Origin of the sequence: Pseudomonas sp. FW300-N2A2 (assembly GCF_017351735.1) — a bacterium.
GTDB classification, from domain to species: Bacteria; Pseudomonadota; Gammaproteobacteria; order Pseudomonadales; family Pseudomonadaceae; genus Aquipseudomonas; species Aquipseudomonas migulae.
On sequence record NZ_JACNDU010000050.1, the window covers coordinates 1 to 21,592 of the forward strand.

19 protein-coding genes, 4 tRNA genes and 1 pseudogene are annotated in these 21,592 nt (G+C 59.7%); 14 read left to right on the forward strand and 10 right to left on the reverse strand.

Annotation, left to right across the window (positions count from 1 at the left end; translation table 11 throughout):
- The 3 genes from xopAW to J4E42_RS28460 form a co-directional block, all read right to left on the reverse strand.
- Positions 1–427 (reverse strand): XopAW family type III secretion system calcium-binding effector (gene xopAW / locus J4E42_RS28450; RefSeq protein ID WP_207286705.1); only part of this gene is annotated, 427 nt, incomplete at its 3' end.
- Between the two features lie 236 nt (positions 428–663).
- On the reverse strand, positions 664–1,713 hold the full coding sequence (locus tag J4E42_RS28455) for a HAMP domain-containing sensor histidine kinase (protein ID WP_008041589.1): 1,050 nt from the start codon (positions 1,711–1,713) through the stop codon (positions 664–666).
- Positions 1,713–2,471 carry a response regulator gene (locus tag J4E42_RS28460; RefSeq protein ID WP_207286706.1) on the reverse strand — a complete coding sequence of 253 codons (759 nt, stop codon included), beginning with the start codon at positions 2,469–2,471 and terminating at the stop codon, positions 1,713–1,715. The genes J4E42_RS28455 and J4E42_RS28460 overlap by 1 nt, the downstream gene beginning before the upstream one ends.
- 293 nt (positions 2,472–2,764) lie before the next feature.
- Here J4E42_RS28460 and pyrF point away from each other — a divergent pair, with 293 nt between their 5' ends.
- Complete coding sequence (pyrF, locus tag J4E42_RS28465) at positions 2,765–3,463, forward strand: orotidine-5'-phosphate decarboxylase (RefSeq protein WP_167362965.1); 699 nt, start codon at positions 2,765–2,767, stop codon at positions 3,461–3,463.
- Positions 3,464–3,600: 137 nt separating this feature from the next.
- On the opposite strand, the gene J4E42_RS28470 is transcribed toward pyrF, so the two are convergent.
- The gene (locus tag J4E42_RS28470) at positions 3,601–4,605 is read right to left on the reverse strand and encodes an NADP-dependent oxidoreductase (RefSeq protein WP_207286707.1); all 1,005 of its coding nucleotides are present in this window, start codon (positions 4,603–4,605) and stop codon (positions 3,601–3,603) included.
- Positions 4,606–4,841: 236 nt separating this feature from the next.
- Here J4E42_RS28470 and J4E42_RS28475 point away from each other — a divergent pair, with 236 nt between their 5' ends.
- The 4 genes and pseudogenes from J4E42_RS28475 (at position 4,842) to J4E42_RS29815 (ending at position 9,241) form a co-directional block, all read left to right on the forward strand.
- Positions 4,842–5,603 (forward strand): SDR family oxidoreductase, encoded by a 762-nt coding sequence (locus tag J4E42_RS28475; RefSeq protein WP_008041586.1) that lies wholly within the window; start codon positions 4,842–4,844, stop codon positions 5,601–5,603.
- 182 nt (positions 5,604–5,785) lie between these two features.
- A complete protein-coding gene (locus J4E42_RS28480; RefSeq protein WP_207286708.1) occupies positions 5,786–7,168 on the forward strand; it encodes a PLP-dependent aminotransferase family protein in 1,383 nt (460 codons plus the stop codon).
- Positions 7,169–8,155: 987 nt separating this feature from the next.
- A pseudogene (locus tag J4E42_RS29810) lies at positions 8,156–8,332 on the forward strand (HAMP domain-containing protein); the annotation flags it as partial.
- 204 nt (positions 8,333–8,536) lie between these two features.
- The gene (locus J4E42_RS29815; RefSeq protein WP_404943265.1) at positions 8,537–9,241 is read left to right on the forward strand and encodes a methyl-accepting chemotaxis protein; all 705 of its coding nucleotides are present in this window, start codon (positions 8,537–8,539) and stop codon (positions 9,239–9,241) included.
- An 842-nt stretch (positions 9,242–10,083) separates the two neighbouring features.
- Here the strand turns inward: J4E42_RS29815 and J4E42_RS28490 are convergent.
- The gene (locus J4E42_RS28490; RefSeq protein WP_032832315.1) at positions 10,084–10,842 is read right to left on the reverse strand and encodes a hypothetical protein; all 759 of its coding nucleotides are present in this window, start codon (positions 10,840–10,842) and stop codon (positions 10,084–10,086) included.
- 393 nt (positions 10,843–11,235) lie between these two features.
- Between J4E42_RS28490 and J4E42_RS28495 the strand changes: the two genes are divergently transcribed.
- The 4 genes from J4E42_RS28495 (at position 11,236) to J4E42_RS28510 (ending at position 11,650) form a co-directional block, all read left to right on the forward strand.
- A tRNA-Glu gene (locus J4E42_RS28495) sits at positions 11,236–11,311 on the forward strand.
- A gap of 4 nt (positions 11,312–11,315) precedes the next feature.
- A tRNA-Gly gene (locus J4E42_RS28500) sits at positions 11,316–11,391 on the forward strand.
- 104 nt (positions 11,392–11,495) lie between these two features.
- Positions 11,496–11,571 (forward strand) — tRNA-Glu (locus J4E42_RS28505).
- Between the two features lie 3 nt (positions 11,572–11,574).
- Positions 11,575–11,650: transfer RNA gene (locus J4E42_RS28510), tRNA-Gly, on the forward strand.
- Positions 11,651–11,763: 113 nt separating this feature from the next.
- Here J4E42_RS28510 and J4E42_RS28515 read toward each other — a convergent pair.
- The 3 genes from J4E42_RS28515 to J4E42_RS28525 all read right to left on the reverse strand — a co-directional run bounded on the left by J4E42_RS28515 (position 11,764) and on the right by J4E42_RS28525 (position 13,896).
- On the reverse strand, positions 11,764–12,405 hold the full coding sequence (locus J4E42_RS28515; RefSeq protein ID WP_008032957.1) for a LysE family translocator: 642 nt from the start codon (positions 12,403–12,405) through the stop codon (positions 11,764–11,766).
- Between the two features lies 1 nt (position 12,406).
- Positions 12,407–13,177: a 2OG-Fe(II) oxygenase gene (locus J4E42_RS28520; protein ID WP_207286709.1), complete on the reverse strand. Its 771-nt coding sequence runs from the start codon at positions 13,175–13,177 to the stop codon at positions 12,407–12,409.
- Positions 13,178–13,269: 92 nt separating this feature from the next.
- Positions 13,270–13,896 (reverse strand): alanyl-tRNA editing protein, encoded by a 627-nt coding sequence (locus J4E42_RS28525; RefSeq protein WP_207286710.1) that lies wholly within the window; start codon positions 13,894–13,896, stop codon positions 13,270–13,272.
- 91 nt (positions 13,897–13,987) lie between these two features.
- On the opposite strand from J4E42_RS28525, the gene J4E42_RS28530 reads away from it, so the two are divergent.
- On the forward strand, positions 13,988–14,986 hold the full coding sequence (locus J4E42_RS28530; RefSeq protein WP_008036719.1) for a LysR family transcriptional regulator: 999 nt from the start codon (positions 13,988–13,990) through the stop codon (positions 14,984–14,986).
- A 166-nt stretch (positions 14,987–15,152) separates the two neighbouring features.
- On the opposite strand, the gene J4E42_RS28535 is transcribed toward J4E42_RS28530, so the two are convergent.
- Together J4E42_RS28535 and J4E42_RS28540 are read right to left on the reverse strand one after the other, a co-directional pair.
- Entirely contained in the window at positions 15,153–15,560 is a 408-nt protein-coding gene (locus tag J4E42_RS28535) for a PA2817 family protein (RefSeq protein WP_008032949.1), read from the reverse strand.
- 74 nt (positions 15,561–15,634) lie between these two features.
- The gene (locus tag J4E42_RS28540; RefSeq protein ID WP_207286711.1) at positions 15,635–18,082 is read right to left on the reverse strand and encodes an acyl-CoA dehydrogenase; all 2,448 of its coding nucleotides are present in this window, start codon (positions 18,080–18,082) and stop codon (positions 15,635–15,637) included.
- A 249-nt stretch (positions 18,083–18,331) separates the two neighbouring features.
- Here J4E42_RS28540 and J4E42_RS28545 point away from each other — a divergent pair, with 249 nt between their 5' ends.
- The 4 genes from J4E42_RS28545 (at position 18,332) to J4E42_RS28560 (ending at position 21,500) form a co-directional block, all read left to right on the forward strand.
- Positions 18,332–18,991: a transglutaminase family protein gene (locus tag J4E42_RS28545; RefSeq protein ID WP_207286712.1), complete on the forward strand. Its 660-nt coding sequence runs from the start codon at positions 18,332–18,334 to the stop codon at positions 18,989–18,991.
- A 43-nt stretch (positions 18,992–19,034) separates the two neighbouring features.
- Positions 19,035–19,658 carry a glutathione S-transferase family protein gene (locus J4E42_RS28550; RefSeq protein ID WP_192420268.1) on the forward strand — a complete coding sequence of 208 codons (624 nt, stop codon included), beginning with the start codon at positions 19,035–19,037 and terminating at the stop codon, positions 19,656–19,658.
- A gap of 133 nt (positions 19,659–19,791) precedes the next feature.
- A complete protein-coding gene (locus J4E42_RS28555) occupies positions 19,792–20,724 on the forward strand; it encodes an ABC transporter ATP-binding protein (protein ID WP_008032944.1) in 933 nt (310 codons plus the stop codon).
- Positions 20,721–21,500 (forward strand): ABC transporter permease, encoded by a 780-nt coding sequence (locus tag J4E42_RS28560; protein WP_008032943.1) that lies wholly within the window; start codon positions 20,721–20,723, stop codon positions 21,498–21,500. The genes J4E42_RS28555 and J4E42_RS28560 overlap by 4 nt, the downstream gene beginning before the upstream one ends.
- Positions 21,501–21,592: the final 92 nt, after the last annotated feature.

Here is a 21,592-nt window from a genome sequence, read left to right on the forward strand (position 1 = left end):
CCGAAAAAATCTCTGTGCTGTCGGCACTGCTGCCGGCGTTGGTCAGGCCGCTGCTCAGCTCATCGCTGCTGATGGCGCCGTCACTGTCGGTGTCCAGTGCGCTGATCAGCGCGTCGGCCAGTTCGGTGTTGGGTGCCTGATCACGCGGTGGTGGTGGCGGTGGTGCCATCGCAGCCATTTCTTCGCTGCTCAGGCTGCCACTGTCGTCACTGTCCAGATCGGCGAAGTTTTTGCTCAGGCTGACCAGCAGGCCGTCCTCGGTTTTCTGTGACAGAGCGCTGGTGAGCTCGTCCTGATCCACCGAACCGTCGCTGTTGGTGTCGAGCCTGGAGAGCAGTTCTTTCTGGAATTGCTGGCTGCGAGCATTGCTGGTTGTGGTGCTGCTGGTGCTGGTATAGCTCGTGTAGTTGCTGACGCTACCGATCATTGGGCTCACTCCCTGGAATGGAAAACCGGTGGGTGCACCGGCTTATGCAGCCTCAAGGAGCAAGTTGTCGTGGGTATGTGGGGTTTGTACCGATTGGTACACACAGGTCTCGGGTCAGACTCAGAACCTGTGGGAGCGGGCTTGCTCGCGAAAGCGGTGGATCATTCAGCATTGATGTTGACTGACCCACCGCTTTCGCGAGCAAGCCCGCTCCCACAGTGGATTTATGTGGGGATTCAGGTGCGGGGCAACCAGATAACGGCGGTCAAACCGCCACCGGGAGTTTCTTCCAGATTCAATTGCCCACCCAATCGTTCAGCCGCTTCACGCGCAATGGTCATGCCCAGACCGACACCCCCGGAGTTGCGATTGCGCGAACCTTCCAGGCGGAAGAATGGTTCAAACACCGCTTCACGTTTATCTGCCGCAATCCCCGGCCCATGGTCGATGACCCGGATCACCAGGTGCTCGCGATTGTCCTCAAGCACGACCTGCGCCTGCCCGGCATAACGCAGCGCGTTATCCAGCAGATTGTTGATGCATGAACGCAGGGCCATCGGTTGAACCTGCAGTGGTGCGCAATGGCCGCTGGCCTGGACATCGGAGCCCTGGTCCTGGGCGTTTTCGCTCAAGGATTCGACCAGCGCCTGCACGTCCATCCACTGCGGTGCCTCACTGGTGCGCTGCTCGTGCAGATAGGTGAGGGTGGCGTCGAGCATGCTGATCATGTCGTCCAGATCCTGGCGCATCTGGCCTTGCAGCTTGTCGTCGTCGATCTGTTCCAGCCGCAGCTTGAGGCGTGACAGCGGCGTGCGCAGGTCGTGGGACACCGCACCGAGCATCCGCGAACGCTGCTGCATCTGTTCGATGATGCGTTTTTGCATCAGGTTGAAGGTGTAGGCTGCTTGCCGGGCCTCCCGTGGGCCGGACTCATCCAGCGGCGGGCTGTCGAGGTTCTCGCTCAGGCGCTCGGCGGCGTCGCTCAGGCGCTGGATCGGCCGACTCAACAGTTTGGCGCCGTACCAGGCGGCGATGATCAGCGAAATCAGCTGGAAGGTAAGTGGCACCAGTGGCCCGCCGAACCATGGCCGTGGTGGCCGGTTTTCGAAACGCGGGTCCGGCGGCGGGCGCGGTCCGTCGAAGCCTTGGGCGAACTCGGGCGGGGGCGGCGGCGGAGGTGGGCCGTAATGATGAAACCAGGCAAACGCCAGCAGATGCGCCAGGATGATCGCCACCAGCAGCACGCCAAACAGGCGACCGAACAGCGTATCGAAGCGCGCACGCATCAGCCGATGTCTCGTGCATCGAACAGGTAACCCTCGCCGCGAACGGTTTTGATCAACTGTGGGGCTTTCGGGTCGTCCCCGAGTTTCTGGCGCAGACGCGAAACCAGCAGGTCGATGCTGCGATCAAAGGCTTCTATCGAACGACCGCGCGCCGCATCCAGCAATTGTTCACGGCTGAGCACCCGGCGCGGACGTTCGATGAACACCCAGAGCAAGCGGAACTCGGCGTTGGACAGCGGCACCACCAGGCCATCCGCCGCGATCAACTGGCGCAGCACGCTGTTCAGGCGCCAGTTGTCGAAGCGAATATTCGCACGCTGTTCGGTGCGGTCGTCGCGCACCCGACGCAGAATGGTCTGAATCCGTGCGACCAGCTCCCGTGGTTCGAACGGTTTGGCCATGTAATCGTCGGCGCCCAGTTCCAGGCCGATGATCCGGTCGGTGGGTTCGCAACGCGCGGTGAGCATCAGGATCGGAATGTCCGATTCGGCGCGCAACCAGCGGCACAGGGACAGTCCGTCTTCGCCGGGTAGCATCAGGTCAAGCACCACCACGTCGAAATGCTCCGCTTGCAGCGCCAGGCGCATGGCCGCGCCATCGGTGACGCCGCTGGCGTGGATGTTGAAGCGGGTCAGGTAGTCGATCATCAGTTCGCGGATCGGGACGTCATCGTCGACGATCAGGGCGCGAATGCTCCAGCGTTTGTCGTCGCCGGGCGCTTTTTGATCGTCGTTCACAGGTGCGTGGGTGTTGTGCATGCGTGCGTTCATCTGCCAGGTAGGCTGCCAACCACAAAGATGGGCTGCGAGGTTGTGGCTTCAGCATAGGCGTCCGGCCCGGAGGCGGGAAGTGCTGTAAGGACGTGTTGCGGCTGCCGAGGGTAGCGGGGAAGGGTGTTGTGGGCGTGTCGTGAGTGTATCGGTCTCGACACAATCGGCGAAAGGGCTAGGCTTGGCTGAGCGCCGACGACGATTTACCGATCATCGGGTCCCGCAGCCGCGCTGGTTCCGCTACAATGCGCGCCGATTTCGTCCTGCCTGAGAGCCCGCACATGTCCGTCTGCCAGACTCCTATCATCGTCGCCCTGGATTTCCCCACCCGTGACGCCGCACTGAAGCTGGCCGACCAGTTGGACCCGAAACTGTGCCGGGTCAAAGTCGGCAAGGAACTGTTCACCAGCTGCGCGTCGGAAATCGTCGGCACCTTGCGCGACAAGGGTTTCGAAGTGTTCCTGGACCTCAAGTTCCACGACATCCCGAACACCACCGCCATGGCAGTAAAAGCCGCGGCGGAAATGGGCGTGTGGATGGTCAACGTGCACTGCTCCGGTGGTCTGCGCATGATGGCGGCTTGCCGTGAAGTGCTCGATCAGCGCACCGGCCCGAAACCGCTGCTGATTGGCGTGACCGTGCTGACCAGCATGGAGCGTGAAGATCTGGCCGGCATCGGTCTGGACATCGAACCGCAGGAGCAAGTGTTGCGCCTGGCTGCGCTGGCGGAAAAAGCCGGGATGGACGGTCTGGTGTGCTCGGCGCTGGAAGCCCAGGCCTTGAAATCGGCTCACCCGTCGTTGCAACTGGTGACCCCGGGGATTCGTCCGGCGGGCAGCGCCCAGGACGATCAGCGCCGCATTCTGACGCCGCGCCAGGCGCTGGATGCCGGTTCCGATTACCTGGTGATCGGCCGTCCGATCAGCCAGGCGGCGGATCCGGCCAAGGCATTGGCTGACGTCGTAGCCGAAATCGCCTGACCAGACGCTGAAAATCAAATGTGGGAGCGAGCCTGCTCGCGAAGACGGAGTGTCAGTCGACATCATTGTTGACGGGTACACCGCTATCGCGAGCAGGCTCGCTCCCACATTGGTTCGCGGTTGTTACAAATATCGGGTTAAACCTTCAGCACCAACTTGCCGAAATTCTCGCCGCTGAATAACTTCATCAGCGTCTCCGGGAACGTCTCCAGCCCTTCGACAATGTCTTCCTTGCTCTTGAGCTGCCCCTTGGCCATCCACCCGGCCATTTCCTGCCCGGCCGTGGCGAACTGCGCGGCGTAGTCCATCACCACAAAGCCTTCCATGCGTGCGCGGTTGACCAGCAGCGACAAATAGTTGGCCGGCCCTTTGACGGCTTCCTTGTTGTTGTACTGGCTGATGGCGCCGCAAATCACCACCCGTGCCTTCAGGTTGAGACGGCTCAGCACGGCGTCGAGAATATCGCCGCCGACGTTATCGAAATACACGTCCACACCTTTCGGGCATTCGCGCTTGAGGCCGGCGACGACGTCTTCGCTCTTGTAATCGATGGCACCGTCAAAACCCAGTTCGTCGATCAGGAACTTGCACTTGTCCGCGCCGCCCGCGATGCCGATCACGCGGCAGCCTTTGATCTTGGCGATCTGCCCGGCGATGCTGCCTACCGCACCGGCCGCGCCGGAAAGCACCACGGTGTCACCTTCCTTCGGTGCGCCGACATCGAGCAGAGCGAAGTAGGCCGTCATCCCGGTCATGCCCAGCGCGGACAAGTAACGTGGCAGCGGTGCCAGTTTCGGATCGACTTTATAGAAACCACGCGGCTCGCCGAGGAAGTAATCCTGCACACCCAGGGCGCCGTTGACGTAGTCCCCGACCGCAAACCCCGGATGGCTGGACGCCACGACTTTGCCTACGCCCAGTGCGCGCATGACTTCGCCGATACCGACCGGCGGGATGTAGGACTTGCCCTCGTTCATCCAGCCACGCATGGCCGGGTCCAGGGACAGGTATTCGTTTTTGACCAGGATCTGACCCGTGGCCGGTTCGCCGACCGGGACTTGCTGATAGGTAAATGTCTCGCGGGTCGCCGCGCCCACCGGACGTTTGGCGAGCAGGAACTGGCGATTGGTCTGGGTAGTCATGACAGGCACTCAAGATGAATGAAGACTTGTTGATAGACCTTCATGGACGACCCCGCAAGTTTGGCTGATGCGGCGAATGCACATCGATCCAGTGCAGTGATAGTCGGTCCGGTGGTTTTATCACTGCAACTCATGGTCGCTTAACCGGGCTTCTGATAGTGCTGCCGCGCGGGTCGTGCCTGTGGCTAGACTGGTCGCACGCTAACTTGCACATTCTTCACTTCGAGGGCATCACAATGAGCATGACGTTTTCCGGCCAGGTCGCTGTAGTCACGGGCGCCGCCAATGGTATCGGCCGCGCGACCGCCCAAGCGTTCGCCGCCGAAGGGTTGAAAGTGGTGGTGGCCGACATGGACACCGCAGGCGGTGAAGGCACCGTGGCGCTGATTCGTACGGCGGGCGGCGAAGCGACCTTCGTGCGTTGCAACGTCACCCTGGAAAGCGATGTAAAAAATCTGATGGACGAAGTGGTGAATACCTACGGCCGTCTCGACTACGCCTTCAATAACGCGGGCATTGAAATCGAGAAAGGCAAACTGGCCGAAGGCACGGTCGACGAATTCGACGCGATCATGGGCGTCAACGTCAAAGGCGTCTGGCTGTGCATGAAGTATCAGTTGCCGTTGTTGCTGGCTCAGGGCGGTGGCGCGATCGTCAACACGGCGTCGGTGGCTGGCCTCGGTGCCGCGCCGAAGATGAGCATCTATGCGGCGTCGAAGCACGCGGTGATCGGCCTGACCAAATCGGCGGCAATCGAATACGCCAAGAAAAAGATTCGCGTGAACGCGGTGTGCCCGGCGGTGATCGACACCGACATGTTCCGCCGCGCCTATGAAGCGGATCCGAAGAAGGGCGAGTTCGCCAGCGCCATGCACCCGGTGGGTCGCATCGGCAAGGTCGAAGAAATCGCCAGTGCCGTGCTGTACCTGTGCAGCGACGGTGCCGCGTTCACCACCGGTCATTCGCTGGCGGTGGACGGTGGCGTCACGGCGTTCTGAAGCCGGGCCATGCACCGCAAGAAAACCCGCCACGTGTGCGGGTTTTTTTTAGCCTGGGGAATGGCTCGGGCAATGTGTTTCAAATGGTTAGATCCGTGAGTTTTGGCGGCGTTGTCGCACAGCCCATCCCGCGTTGCTGTGATTAACTGTTTTCCGCGAAACAAACAGGAGTTTGCTTGCTCATGGAATTGAGAATCGATCGACAGGCAATGGTGCCGGTCGTACAGCAAATCGTCGACGCGCTGGCTTGCTGGCTGCGTCAGAGCGAAATAGAGGCTGGGACGCGTCTGCCTTCTGCGCGGCAAATCGCACGGGTCAACTTGCTCAGTCAGACCAGCGTCGTTGAGGCCTGTGAGCGGCTGGTGGCCCAAGGCATGCTGGCGCCACGTCATGGCGCGGGGTTCGTCGTCGCAACCCCGGCGTTGGTCGCTGCGGACTCGCCGTGGTTAGAAGGTACAGAGGTCAATTCACGCAGCAGGGAGGGTGAGCTGCCGCTGGGGAGTGGCGGGCTTCCCGAAAGCTGGCGTGAAACCGACGACCTGAGCTACGCGATCCGTGAGGTCAGTCGCACGGACATGGCTGCGCTGTTCAACTACAGCACGCCGTTGGGTTTGCGGGCGTTGCGTCAGCAAATCCTCAAGCGCCTGAGGCTGCTGGATATCGCCGCAGAAGAAAGTCGAATCATGACAACGGCGGGCGCCAGTCAGGGACTTGACCTGATTGTGCGCACCTTGCTCAAGCCGGGTGATTGCGTGGTGGTGGAAAGCCCCGGTTATTCCTTGCTGTTCGAGTTGCTCAGGCTGCGCGGTGTCAACATGCTTGAGGTACCGCGCACGCCGCGCGGGCCGGACATCGAAGCGCTCACGGTACTGCTGCGGGAGAACAAGCCCCGGGCATTGTTCATCAACAGCTTCTATCACAACCCGACGGGCAGCAGCCTGACGCCGGCGGTGGCGGAGCGGGTCCTGCAACTGGCGAAAACCCATGGCGCGCTGGTGATCGAAGACGATGTCTACGCGGATTTGCACAGTGGCCCGGGCGTGCGACTCGCTGCCATGGAGACCGATGACAACGTGATTTACCTCGGCAGCTATTCCAAGATTCTCAGCAGTTCGTTGCGGGTCGGCTTTGTAGTGGCTGGCGCGGAAGTCATTTCAAGGCTGGCCGAGGTCAAGAGGATCAGCAGCCTGGGTACTTCCGGGTTTTGCGAGTCGGTGCTGGCCTGCCTGTTGGCGAGCGGTGCCTATCGCAAGTTGGTGCTGCGCCTGCGGCAACGTCTGAGCGGTGACCGAGAGGCCGCATTGCAGATGCTGGAAGACGCCGAGTGGGAGGTCTTCGGTAAACCCGTCGGGGGCCTGTTCATCTGGGCGCGATCGCGCAAGTCCGACTACGCTCACCTGCGGACACAGGCTCGGCGCTATGGTGTCCTGCTGTCTTGCGCGACAGCCTTCAGTCCCGCCGGCGAGGCCGGTGACTGGCAGCGTATCAATGTGGCCTATGCCTGTGATCCGCGAGCCCGGGCGTTTTTTCAGGCCACCGCTTTGAATCGACCTCAAGCGTTCTGAAAACGACGTTGGCGTAGCTTTTTGCCATTATTCCGACGCCAGAGACTTGTGTTGACACAGGCCCGTTGCGAATCTGCGTTAACAGACTATGTCAGGGGACTAAGTGCAATGATTTCGGCCGTGCAAGGACGTTTTGCCAACCTCGGTATGGCAAAAAAACTGGGTGTCGGGTTTCTGCTGGTGCTGCTGTTGACAGCCCTGGTGGCGGCCATCGGCGTATGGTCCCTGCAAACCATCAGCCAGCGCTTCGACGGGCTCAAACAGATGTCGTCGCTCAACAGTGGCCTGCTCAAGGTGCGGTTGCTTGAGCAGGAATACGCCTTGCACGGCAACCCGAAAATCGTCACTGCGTTGCACGAGGGCGTTGAAGGCCTGGTCGTCCTGGCGAATCAGCTCAAGGCGCAATCACCGGCCAACGTTCCGGTGATGAACGACGTCGAGCAATCGCTGGGAGCTTATCGCAAGGCGTTTGACGAATTTGTCTCGCTGAGTCAGGCCAAGGACCTGGCGCTGGAAATGGCTAGTTGGTCGGTGTCCAGCGTGGCCAACAACCTTGATGTGTTGCAGGCCGGTCTCGCCGACGATGGCGCTTATACCTTGAAGGACTCCGAGGGCAAGGACGGCAGCCAGTTCATCGAACAGGCCAATCAAGTCAGCCAGGTATCGCGGCTGATGTTGCAAGCCATGAACGAGGCGCGCGTGCGTCTGGACCAGAGCCGCAAGGGCGATGACAGTGCCAGCCAAGGCAAGATCGAGCAGGCCGACCAGGCGCTGGCTCAGGCCGAGCAGTTGAAAACCACGGTCAAGGACGAGGGCTATCAGACGGTCCTCAATGAGGTGGTCGGGCACATTGGCGGTTTCAGTGAAAAACTTGCCGAGTACACCGGCCTGCTGGCGCAGGAAAAAACCGTCTATGAACAGCTGCATCAGCGCGCCGCGCAGGTGGTGGAGCGGGTGGATCAGGCCTATGTCGCCGAAGACCAGTCGATGCAGACCGAGCTGAAAAAGAATTCACTGCTGATTATCGGTTCATCGGCCCTGGCCTTGCTGGTCGGGCTGATCGCGGCGTGGGTGATTACCCGATTGATCGTGGGGCCGTTGCGCAGTGTGATCCGTGTGGCTCAGCAGATTGCCGCGGGCGATTTGAGTGCGACGGTTGAAGTGACCCGCCGGGACGAGATCGGCCAACTGATGCAGGCCATGCAGCAAATGGGCGCGGGGCTCAGCAGCATTGTCAGCGGTTTGCAGGCGGGTATCGAGCAGTTGGCCAGTTCCGCGCAATCGCTGTCGGCGGTGACCGAACAGACCAATCTTGAAGTCAGCAGTCAGAAAGAAGAAACCGAGCAGGTCGCAACTGCAATGAACCAGATGACCGCCACCGTGCACGATGTTGCACGTAACGCGGAAGAAGCTGCCCAGGCTGCGCAGACGGCGGACGACAAGGTCGAAAGTGGCCAGGTGGTCGTGCGCCAGAGCATGGCGCGGATCGAGCAGCTGGCCGACTCGGCGTCCTCGGCCAGTTCCAGCATCGAGAGCCTGAGTGCGGAGATTCAGAATATCGGCACGGTGCTCAGCGTGATCAAGAGTGTGGCTGAGCAGACCAACCTGTTGGCGCTGAACGCGGCCATCGAGGCGGCACGGGCCGGCGAGCAGGGCAGGGGGTTTGCGGTGGTTGCCGATGAAGTGCGGGCCTTGGCGAAGCGGACCCAGCAATCGACCGAGGAGATTGAACGTCTGGTCAGTGCCTTGCGTTCGGCGGCGCAGTCGTCGGTGCATCAGATTCAGAGCAGTGGCGAATTGGTGAAGCTGGCGGTCAGTGATGCGCTTCAGACCGAAAGTGCCTTGGGCAGTATTGCTGCGGCGGTGTCGTTGATTCAGCAGATGAACCAGCAGATTGCAGCGGCTGCGGAGGAGCAGAGTTCTGTGGCTGAGGAGATCAATCGCAGTGTGACCAGTATTCGTGCGAGTGCGGATCAGTCTTCGTTGGCGATGCAGGGGAATGCGGCGTCGAGTATCGAGTTGGCGCAGTTGGGGGTTGAGTTGAAGGGGATGGTCGGGCATTTCCGGCTTTGATCGGTATGGCCCTTGTAGGAGCCGGCTTGCTGCGGGCGGCGTTCCGACGATGGCGGCCTGATATCCGACCTATCTCTTGTTGGTGTACATATCCATTCTTGGTGTAACGGCCGCTCACGGTTTCGCCCTTACGGCGAGTCCCTTTTGGCAAACGCCCCAAAAGGAACCAAAAGGTCTCGCCCCGGCGTCCGGCCCCTCGCTAAGGCTCGGCGTTCCTTCGCTCCGGTCCTGCTCCGTGGGCCCGCCGCGATCGGCCATCCCTGGCCGTGCGCGGCTAACCCGGCATCCATGCCGGGTTGCCCACTGCGCAGAACCTCCACTCAGCCTCCCGAAGGGGCGGGCAGATCAAAATCAAAAGCGCAAGGCGAGCTAACGCTCGGCCTCGTGGTTTGGTGGGGGTACGCCGATACATTGTAGGAGCCGGCTTGCTGCGGGCGGCGTTCCGACGATGACGGCCTGACAACCGACCTGATTCTCACGGATGTACCACGCCCTTTGTAGGAGCCGGCTTGCCGGCGATGACGGCCTGACAACCGACCTGATTCTCACGGATGTACCGCGCCCTTGTAGGAGCCGGCTTGCTGGCGATGGCGGCCTGACTACCGACCTGATTCTCGCGGATGTACCACGCCCTTTGTAGGAGCCGGCTTGCTGCGGGCGGCGTTCCGACGATGGCGGCCTGACTACCGCCCTGATTCTCGCGGATGTACCACGCCCTTTGTAGGAGCTGGCTTGCCAGCGATGACGGCCTGACAGCCGCCCAATCTTCCCCGGATGTACCCGCCGCTAAAACCCAACGCAAAAAAAAGCCACCTTGTCGGTGGCTCTTCATCTTTGCGTGATCAGTCGTAAATCACTCTCTTCTTCCAGTCCGCATCCGCCTCGACGTCTTTGAGGCCTTCGGTCAATTGGTTCACTTCGCCTTCAGCCGGCGCAGTTTTGTCCATGACTTGTGCATTCGCGCGGGCCAGGAGCTTTTCCAGGTATTCGAGTTGTTCGGCGTAGACCTGAGGTTCCTGTTGTTTGCGCAGGTATTGCACACCACGTTCGAACGCCAGGCGAGCCTGGCCAGGCTGGTTTTGTTGCAGGGCGTGCTGGCCGAGGTTGTTGAAGAATTCGATGTGCAATAGAACCAGGATGTGGCGAACTTCGCGGATCCAGCGTTTGGCTTCATTGGTTGGCAGGAAACCGTCCTGTGCCGCGCGGGTGATCTGACCGTGCAGGGCCTCGAGCAGGAAGCGTACATCCTTGGCCTTGGCTTCGGTCTGGATCGGTGCCGGCGGGTTGTTGACCGGGATCGATTCGCCCTGCGCGACAAGGGTGTTCAGTTCGCTGATCCGCACCTTGAGGTTGGCGCTGGATTTTTCCAGATTCAACAGGCGCTGGCAGACGTTCAGTTCCAGGCGGGTCAACAACAGCTTGAGAGCCGGAGTCATCAGCTGGCCAGGGAACGTTTCGGTAATTTCGCCACAGCGACGCAGGCGGTCGTTAAGCTCAACCTTGGTGCGGGCCTTTTCCAGTTTGTTGTTTTCCACCACATGGTTCATGTACCCAATGGCGATCAATAGTGCGATCCCGGCTACGACTAGCAGGGTGATCATGAGTGGTGTCACCGGTAAGACCTCTTTATGGGATTCGCGTGCGAGTGTAGTGGCTTGGCAGGGGAGCGCATAGGGCCGCTCGACGGGTTGAAACGAACAGGCTTATGCCTGTATCGACCGCAAACCTGCTTATATAAGTAATAGTGTGCTTGGTGCACATTGCCATCATCTGTTGCGTGGGTGGACTATAACGTCTTGGCGGGTGTCAGAATATAGGCGTCAAACACAGGGCGAGCAAAAAGCCGTATTCGCTGCTTAAAGCAGGGCGAAGTCATTGATTTAAATAAATTTATATCTGGGGGTTGACGACCCCTCAATCCATCCATAGAATGCGCGCCACTTACAGCGTAAAGCACACAGCGAAACGCGGTAGGGAGTGAATGTTGTACGTGTGTCCCCTTCGTCTAGTGGCCTAGGACACCGCCCTTTCACGGCGGTAACAGGGGTTCGAGTCCCCTAGGGGACGCCAATATGCGGGAATAGCTCAGTTGGTAGAGCACGACCTTGCCAAGGTCGGGGTCGCGAGTTCGAGTCTCGTTTCCCGCTCCAATTTTAAACAGCGTTGCTTTCGGGCAGGGCTGAGTGAAACCAGAACCAAGTCTTCGGATGCGGGTCTGGGCACCGAAACACACACCATGTGTTCCGGGCAGCGTGTCCCCTTCGTCTAGTGGCCTAGGACACCGCCCTTTCACGGCGGTAACAGGGGTTCGAGTCCCCTAGGGGACGCCATTTGCGGGAATAGCTCAGTTGGTAGAGCACGACCTTGCCAAGGTCGGGGTCGCGAGTTCGAGTCTCGTTTCCCGCTCCAAATTCACAAAAACGCCGCTCATTGAGCGGCGTTTTTGTTTGTGCAAAATTTATATCCAAGCCAAAAAGAGGCCCGCCAGTCAGACTGAGCGGGCCTTTTGCGTGGGCGGGTTTTTACATCGACAGAATCAGGCGCCCGGCGAACAGGATCAGAATCACCCCCATGGTGCGTTCGAACCAATGCCCCATGCGCATGAACAGCACGCGCACCCGGCTGCTGGAGAAGAACAGGGCAACGATGACAAACCACAGTGCGTTCACGAAACACATCCAGAGGCCGTAAAGCGCCTGGATGTTCAGCGGGGTCGTGGCACTGATGAGGGTGGTGAAGATCGCCAGGAAAAACAGCGTGGCCTTGGGATTGGTCGCGTTGGTCAGAAACCCGGTGGTGAACGCCTTCAGCAGCGTTTGTTCGACGACCGGCTCGTCGGCTTCTTTATCACCTTCCAGCGCGGATTTGGGCTTGCTGCGCAACAGGCTCACACCCAGGTACAAAATGTAGGCTCCGCCGATGACCTTGGCCACAGTCAGCAGCCAGGGCGTGGTGTGCATCAGCGCGCCGACGCCAAGCAGGGTGTAAAGCACGTGCACGGAAATGCCAGCGCCAATGCCCAGCGCCGTACAGATGCCTACCCACCGACCGAAACGCACGCTCTGGCGGATGGTGACCGCAAAATCCGGTCCGGGGGCGACCACGGCCAGAAAGTGAATTGTCGCCAGCGCCAGGAACTCGCCCAGGTAATTCGAAAACTGCATCTCAACTCCAGAAAGTAAGGGGGGAAGCATTGCCGCGATAGCCGACAAAGAAAGAAAGGCTCAGGCGCGGATCGGCCACGCCCGGTGTCACCGAGTGCATGCAGCGCGAATTGAACATGATGAAATCACCAGGTTGCGGAAGGACCTCCAGGACCGGAGCGCCGAGCAACGCCGGATCGATGCCGTAACTGTCGCCACGCATTTCGTCGAACTGGTCGGGAGAAATGTCGTGGTCCCACATCTGCAGCGCGCCGCCTTCGGTGGGCATGTTCAGGTAAACATTGCAGGCGAATTGCGCATCGAGGCTTCTGGCCTGGTAACTGTCGGGAGCGTCCTTGGCGAAGATGTCGTGGTGGGCCAGAAAACACACGCCGGGTTTCACCACTCGGGACAAGCCGACATACATCTTGCGGCCGTAGAGGTTTTCCAGATGCGCACCCGCCGGCCAGGACTCGTCGAGCATGCAGCGCAGGGTGTCGACCGGGGACGAGTAGGGCGCGCAACGGTTGCGCAGTTCCGCGATGTTGCGCGTGGCGCGTTCGAAATAGTCTTCGATCAGCAGTGGCTGGTTTTCAGCCTCATAAAACGCCATGCCGATACGACCGATGCTCGGTGCGTTGATATAGCCTTCGAAACCGGGCTCGAGAATCTTGTCGCCGATCTGAATCGCCAGCGGCGGGGCCAGGAAGCTTTTGACCCGGATGGCGAGGACTTCTTCGTTGGCCAGTTTTTTTATGCACGTCTCATCGAGACGCTCGACGTCAAGCATCATGGTTCAGGTCCATCTATCGGATAGTCAACGGAACCCGCGAATGCAGGCTCCCCCGGCGCCAGGCGATGCCGGAGTCGGCATCGCCCAAATGCTCAGTCCACGCTGTAGTGGACTGACAGCGTTCCTTTCTTCTGCGAAACGGAAGCGATCGTGACCGTGCCCAATTCCTTCAGGCTACGTACATGGGTGCCGCCGCAGCCATAGGCGGGCAGTTCACCGAAACCGATTTCCCGGGCGCCTTCGCGCAACGATGTCAGGCGCGGCAGGTCGTGGGCGATCCATTGTTCAATGCCGGACTCGATGGTCCGGGCGTCAACCTCCTGCGCGCAATCCACCGGTTTGAACTGCACGCGTCCCTCGCCCGGCCAGTGATGCGCCTTGATCGGCATCCAGCCCATGGCCTGGACGAAATGGCCGATCAGATGGCCGGCGGAATGCATCCGTGCGTTGAACTGGCGACGTTGCTCATCGATGCGAATCTGAGTCATGCCGAGAGGGACGGGGCGGTCAACGAAATGGATGATCCGGTCCGGGTCCTGGACCACGCGCAGTACCTGGCTTTCGCCGATCCAGCCTGTGTCAAAGGGTTGTCCACCGCCCTGAGGGTGGAACAGTGTGGCGCGTAGCACCACGGCGAATTCGTTCTCGTGCGGCGTGCAATCGAGGACTTCCACGTTAGCCTTGAGGTCATCACTATGGAAAAAGAGGCGAAGCGTCATATTCCATGTCCTCATTAAAAATTTTGTTTTTTATTATATGAAGCGTGGAATTGCGTGATAATCCGTTCAAACATCAAAGGACTGTTGCGCTGTGAGCATAAATCTTCCTCTGCCGTTGCTCGGTGAAATGGCGATATTCGTCAAGGTTGTCGAGACCGGCAGTTTCTCCGAAGCGGCGCGTCAGCTGGGCTCTTCACCGTCGGCGGTCAGTCGCAGCATCTCGCGTCTGGAGAAGGCACTCGCCACGCGCCTGTTGCAACGCACCACGCGCAAACTGCGGCTGAGCGATGGTGGCGAGGAAGTATTCAAGCGTTGCCAGGAGATGGTCAGCGCAGCCAAGTCGGTGATGGAAATCAGCGGTCAGTTCACCCATGAAGCGGAAGGGCTGGTGCGAGTCAGCGTGCCCAAAGCCGTAGGACGATTCGTGATTCACCCGCATATGCCGGAATTTCTGCGGCGTTATCCCAAAGTGGATGTGGAACTGTTACTCGAAGACCGTCAGGTGGATTTGATCGACGACAACGTCGATCTGGCGATTCGTATCACTGATCGGCCACCCGCCGGGCTGGTCGGGCGGCAATTGCTGACCATCGACCATCTACTCTGCGCTACTCCGCAGTACCTGGCCGAGCACGGCACGCCGACCCATCCCCATGACTTGCTCAACCACAGTTGCATCTACCTGGGTGAGACCCCGAGTGATGCGCGCTGGAAATTCAAGAAAGGCACCAAGGCCGTCACCGTCGGTGTGCGTGGACGATATGCGGCCAATCACACCGGTGTGCGACTGGGCGCGGTGTTGCAGCACATCGGGATTGGCAGCCTGCCGTACTTCACCGCGCGTTATGCGCTGGAGCAGGGCTTGATTGTGCAGGTGTTGCCGGACTGGACATTTCTGGCGTCGTACCACGGCGGGGCGTGGTTGCTGCATTCGCCGACGCGTTACATGCCGCCGAAGCTGCGGGTGTTGATCGACTATCTGGTGGAATGTCTTGGGAAGGAGCCGACGTTGAGCAAGCCGGGTAAACCCGGTGTGGCAGGCAAGGTCGCGGCTGAATACGAATTGCCCGAAAGTGATGGGTTGCTCTGACGGGCCTCTTCGCGGGCAAGCCTCGCTCCTACAGGGGCCGCGCATGATTTGTAGGAGCGAGGCTTGCCCGCGAAGGCGTCCGCCCAGACACCACATCACTGCGCAATGCCACAAAAAAAGGCCCGCATGTCTAACCATGCGGGCCTTTTGCATTTCTGACCGGGGATCAGTGCTTGCTGTCGTCGTTCGACATCGCCAGCAACTGCTTTTCCTGATTCCAGTCGAACGGTTCGTCGTTCTGTTCAGCTTCGAAGCGACGTTCTTCCAGCGCCTGATACAAGTCGATTTCATCGTCGGGCATGTAGTGCAGGCAGTCACCGGCGAAATACCACAACAGGTCACGCGGGACCAGGTGAGCGATTTGCGGGTAACGGGTGATCACCTGGCACAGGATGTCCTGGCCCAGGTATTGGCTTTCGATCGGGTCGACCGGCAGCAACGCACGCAGTTCGTCGAAGCGCTCCAGGAACAAGGCATGGCTTTCTTCGGGAACCTGATCGGCCTCACCCACGGCGACCAGGATACTGCGCAGGTGGTCGAGCAAAACGAGATGATCGGCAACGATGTTGGACACGAGATAAGTCCTCAAGAGCAAAACGGGCGCGGGAGTATAAAGCTCCTGCGCCCTTTTTTACATCGCAAGCAGGATCAGCGGACCTTTCCTTCGGCCAGCTTCAGCTCTTCTTTGTCGAAATCATCGACATCGATCACCTTGCGCCGCGCCACTTCGGCATTGCGCAGGTTGTGCGCTTCCACCGGCTGCAACACGCCAGCCTCCAACGCGGCTTCGATAACGTTTTCCCCGGCAACCGGTTTGACCTGACCGCTTTTGAGCGCCATGTGGAGTTTTTTCTGCACCGGCTGCACCGCGTTCAACAGGTCGCACGCGTGTTGCAGGGCACCAACGGCGTCATCGGCCGACTGCGGACGGAAGCATCCGCCGAGCAGTTCTTCCAGGGTTGGATCGCCCTTGGCCCGGCCAATCACCGCGGCCACTTCTGCACCGAGCTTGTCCGACGGCCCTTTATGACGGCGACCGAGCGGGAACACAATCACCCGCAACAGGCAGCCCAAAACCTTGTTCGGGAAGTTGGTCAGCAATTCATCCAGCGCGCGTTCCGACTGACCAAGGCTTTCTTCCATGGCCCAGGTAAACAGCGGCGCCATGTGTTCCGGTGAGTCTAGATCGTGGTAACGCTTGAGCGCGGCGGAGGCCAGGTACAGGTTGCTGAGCACATCCCCCAGGCGTGCCGACAGACGTTCGCGACGTTTCAGTTCACCACCCAGCAACATCATGCTCAAGTCCGCGAGCAGGGCGAACGCAGCCGCCTGACGGTTGAGCGCACGGAAGTACCCCTGGCTTAGCTTGTCTCCCGGTGCATGTTCGAATTGACCGAAACCAAGGTTCAGCACCAGTGTGCTGGCAGCGTTGCTCACGGCAAAACCGATGTGCTTGAGCAGCAGGCCATCGAACTCGGTGAGGGCCTGATCCTTGTCTTCACGCCCGGCGAGGGCCATTTCTTTCAGGACGAATGGATGGCAGCGAATCGCCCCCTGGCCGAAGATCATCAAGTTGCGCGAGAGGATGTTCGCGCCTTCGACGGTGATGAAGATCGGCGCGCCATTCCAGTTGCGCCCGAGGTAATTGTTCGGCCCCATGATGATCGCCTTGCCGCCATGCACATCCATGGCGTGGCTGATGCACTCGCGACCACGTTCGGTAAGGTGGTACTTGAGAATCGCCGACAGCACCGACGGTTTCTCGCCGAGGTCCACCGCGTTGGCGGTGAGCATCCGCGCCGCGTCCATCATCCAGGCGTTGCCGCCGATGCGCGCCATGGCTTCCTGAATACCTTCAAACGCCGACAACGGTACGTTGAACTGTTCACGAATCTGCGCGTATTGACCGGTTACCAGGCTGGTGAACTTCGCCGCGCCGGTGCCGACCGCAGGCAACGAAATCGAGCGCCCGACCGACAGGCAGTTCATCAGCATCATCCAGCCTTTGCCGAGCATGTCCTGGCCGCCGATGAGGAAGTCCAGCGGAATGAACACGTCCTTGCCGGAGTTCGGGCCGTTCATGAAGGCGGCGCCCAATGGCAGATGACGACGGCCGATCTCGACACCGGCGGTGTCGGTCGGGACCAGCGCGAGGCTGATGCCCAGATCCACTTCATCACCCAGCAAGTGATCCGGGTCATACGCCTTGAAGGCCAGGCCGAGGAGGGTGGCGACCGGGCCGAGGGTGATGTAGCGCTTTTCCCAGTTCAGGCGCAGGCCGAGGGTTTCCTTGCCTTCCCATTCACCTTTGCAGATGACCCCGGTGTCGGGCATCGAGCCGGCGTCGGAGCCGGCCAATGGTCCGGTCAAGGCGAAGCACGGGATGTCATCGCCGCGCGCCAGTCGTGGCAGGTAATGGTTGCGTTGTTCGTCGGTGCCGTAATGCAGCAACAATTCAGCCGGGCCGAGGGAGTTGGGGACCATCACAGTGGAGGCGAGGTCGCCGCTGCGGGTCGCCAGTTTCATGGCCACCTGGGAGTGGGCGTAGGCAGAAAAACCCTTGCCGCCGTATTCCTTGGGAATGATCAGGGCAAAGAAACCGTTTTCCTTTATGTGGGTCCAGGCTTCGGCCGGCAGGTCCATGTCCTGGCCGATCTGCCAGTCCGTGACCATCGCGCACAGCTCATCGGTCGGGCCGTCGATGAAGGCTTGTTCCTCTTCGGTCAGTTGAGCTTTGGGATAGGACAGCAGTTTGTCCCAGTCCGGACGGCCGCTGAACAGTTCGCCGTCCCACCACACCGTGCCGGCGTCGATGGCATCGCGCTCGGTTTCCGACATCGGCGGCAGGGTTTTCTGGAACCAGTTGAACAGCGGCGCGCTGAAGTATTTGCGACGCAGGTCGGGTAGCAACAAGGGCGCTGCGACGGCCGCGATCAACACCCACAGCACCAGCAGCAGCCAGCCAGGCGCACGGCTGAAGGCCCCCATCGCGACCACATAAACGGCAACGATGCACAGGGCGGGTAGGGGGGCGATACGGCGGTGGGCTAAATACGCAATCCCGACAACCAGAACCAGTATCCACAACAGCAGCATATTTAATCCTCCGTGAAACCAGGGCAAAACCAACCTTCAGAGCTTAGACGGCATCCGCAAAACAGGGTGGTCAGAGCGAGGTGATTGAAATCGTGGGAAACCTTCGATGAGTTTTGTAGGACCGATTGGCATCGGGCCGGGAAAATCGTTCGCCGGGCGGGCGGCAAAGCGTCCATGTTTGGCCGAAACGTCGTTATCTCTGTGCTGAACCTGTCGCTAGACTCGTGGCTTCCCCAGGAGATTGTCCTCATGCACGAGTATCTGCGTCCCGGCCGCTTCATCGATAGTGACCACCCGTCGGTGGTGGAGTTCGCCGAAAAACATCGCGGCAGTAACCGCGACCCGCTCGAGCAGGCGATCAATCTCTATTACGCGGTGCGCGAGGCCGTGCGTTACAACCCTTACACGTTCAGCCGCGATCCAGAGACCTTGCGCGGCAGTTATGCGCTGTCGACCGGGGAAAGTTATTGCGTGCCCAAGGCCACGCTGCTCGCCGGTGCGGCGCGGCATTGCGGGATTCCCGCGCGGATCGGTCTGGCGGATGTGCGCAATCACTTGTCGACCCCGCGTTTGCTGGAATTGCTCAAGAGTGACGTGTTCGCCATGCATGGTTATACAGAGCTGTACCTGAACGATCGCTGGGTCAAAGCCACGCCGGCGTTCAACCAGAAGCTCTGCGAAATGTTCAACGTTGCGCCGCTGGAATTCGACGGGATCAACGACAGCGTTTTCCACCCGTTCAATCGTGACGGCGAGCAACTGATGGAGTACTTGATCGATCACGGTCAGTTCACCGATGTGCCGGAGGCGTTCTTTTTCGAACACCTGGAAAAGTGCTATCCGCACTTGTTCAGCGAACAGTTGCCGCAGCTGTTGGGGGACATGCAGAGCGATTTGAGTCGCGGCTGATCCGGCGTATGCTGCCTGCGCATTCATCAATCAAGAGGCGGTCATGCTGAAGATCTGGGGTCGGAAAAATTCGTCGAATGTCAGAAAACCTTTGTGGGCCGCCGAAGAACTGGGCCTGGCCTATGAAGCCATCGATGCAGGCGGCGCCTTTGGTGTGGTCGATACGCCCGAGTATCGTGCGATGAATCCCAACGGTCGCGTTCCGGTGATTGAAGACGACGGCTTCGTGCTGTGGGAGTCCAACGCCATCGTGCGTTACCTGATGGCCCGCCACGCCAACGACACCGCCTGGTATCCCTCGGATCTGAAGGCCCGCGCCACTGCCGACAAATGGATGGACTGGACCACTTCAAGTTTTGCCGGGCCGTTCCGCACCGTGTTCTGGGGTGTCTTGCGCACACCGGCAGATCAACAGGACTGGCCCGCCATCAACGCCGCAATCAAAGAGTGCAATGGCTTGCTGGCAATGGCCGATCAGGCATTGGCGGCCAAACCGTACTTGTCCGGCGATGAAATCGGCATGGGCGACATTCCCCTCGGCAGCTTCATTTATGCCTGGTTCGAGATGCCGATCGAGCGTGCGCCGCAGCCACATTTGGAAGCCTGGTATGCACGGCTGAAGCAGCGTGCGGCGTACAAGAAAGCCGTTATGACCGCGTTGACTTAATACTCACTATCGACACACTTGACTGTACTTGTGTGGCGGCGACAAGCACCATTGCGCTCATGCGCCGCGGTTGCAATGCTCGCCGCCCGCCCTTATTGATCCCTTTCTTCCCTTCTTGGTGCGTAAATCCGATATGAGTTCCGCTCTGTCCATCCGGCAGCTAACCAAAACCTACGGCAACGGTTTCCAGGCCCTGAGTGGTATCGATCTGGACGTCGCCGAAGGTGACTTTTTCGCCTTGCTCGGCCCTAACGGCGCCGGCAAATCCACGACCATCGGCATTCTCTCGACCCTGGTGAACAAAACCAGCGGCACAGTGAATATCTTCGGCAACGACCTGGACAAGAATCCTGCGCAGCTCAAGCGCTCCATCGGCGTGGTGCCCCAGGAATTCAACTTCAACCAGTTCGAAAAAACCTTCGACATCGTCGTGACCCAGGCCGGTTATTACGGCATCCCGCCGAAAATCGCCAAGGAACGCGCCGAGCAATACCTGACCCAACTCGGTTTGTGGGACAAGCGCGATGTGCCGTCGCGTTCACTGTCCGGCGGCATGAAGCGTCGCTTGATGATCGCCCGTGCGCTGGTTCACGAACCGCGCCTGCTGATCCTCGACGAACCGACGGCGGGGGTCGATATCGAGCTGCGTCGTTCGATGTGGACGTTCCTCACCGAGCTGAACCAGAAAGGCATCACCATCATCCTCACCACGCACTATCTGGAAGAGGCTGAGCAGTTGTGCCGCAACATCGGCATCATCGACCACGGTACGATCGTCGAGAACACCAGCATGAAACAGCTGCTTGGCCAGCTGCATGTGGAAACCTTCCTGCTCGACACGAAAAACATGCTGAGCGTTGCGCCGCAGTTGCTGGGTTACCCGACCCGTTTGCTCGACGGCCATACCCTTGAAGTCCAGGTCGACAAGTCCATGGGCATCACCGCGTTGTTCACTCAACTGGCGCAGCAGAACATCGAAGTGCTGAGCCTGCGTAACAAAACCAATCGCCTCGAGGAGTTGTTCGTGTCCCTGGTGGAGAAAAATCTGTCGAAGGTGGCGGTATGAGTTCCGAGCTGCAGCCCAATCTCGTCGCGCTCAATACCATCGTTTATCGCGAGGTCAAACGCTTCACCCGGATCTGGCCGCAGACGCTGCTGCCGCCGGCGATCACCATGGTTTTGTACTTCGTGATCTTCGGCAATCTGATCGGCCGGCAAATCGGTGACATGGGTGGTTTCACCTATATGGAATATATCGTGCCGGGGCTGATCATGATGTCGGTGATCACCAACTCCTACGGCAACGTTGTGTCGAGCTTCTTCGGCAGCAAGTTCCAGCGTTCCATCGAGGAATTGATGGTGTCGCCGGTGTCGCCGCACACGATTCTGATCGGCTACACCCTGGGCGGTGTGCTGCGCGGGTTGATGGTCGGGCTCATTGTGACGTTGCTGTCGCTGTTCTTTACCAAGTTGCAGGTGCATCACCTGGGCGTGACTATTCTGGTGGTGGTGCTGACGGCGACGATCTTCTCGTTGCTGGGGTTCATCAACGCGGTGTTTGCGCGCAACTTTGATGACATCTCGATCATTCCGACGTTTGTGCTGACGCCGCTGACCTATTTGGGCGGGGTGTTTTACTCGATCTCGTTGTTGCCGCCGTTTTGGCAGACGGTGTCGTTGGCCAACCCGGTGCTGCATATGGTCAATGCGTTTCGTTATGGGATTCTTGGGGTTTCGGACATCAGGATCAGTGTGGCGATTACGTTTATGCTGGTGGCTACGGTTGTTCTGTATATCGGGTGTGCGCGGTTGTTGGTTAGCGGTCGCGGGATGCGGACTTAAGGGTACATATCCGTTGCTTCGGTAGTGGCTGATATTGGTTTCGCCCTTACGGCGAGTCACTTTGGAAAAGCCCCAAAGTAACCAAAGGGCTC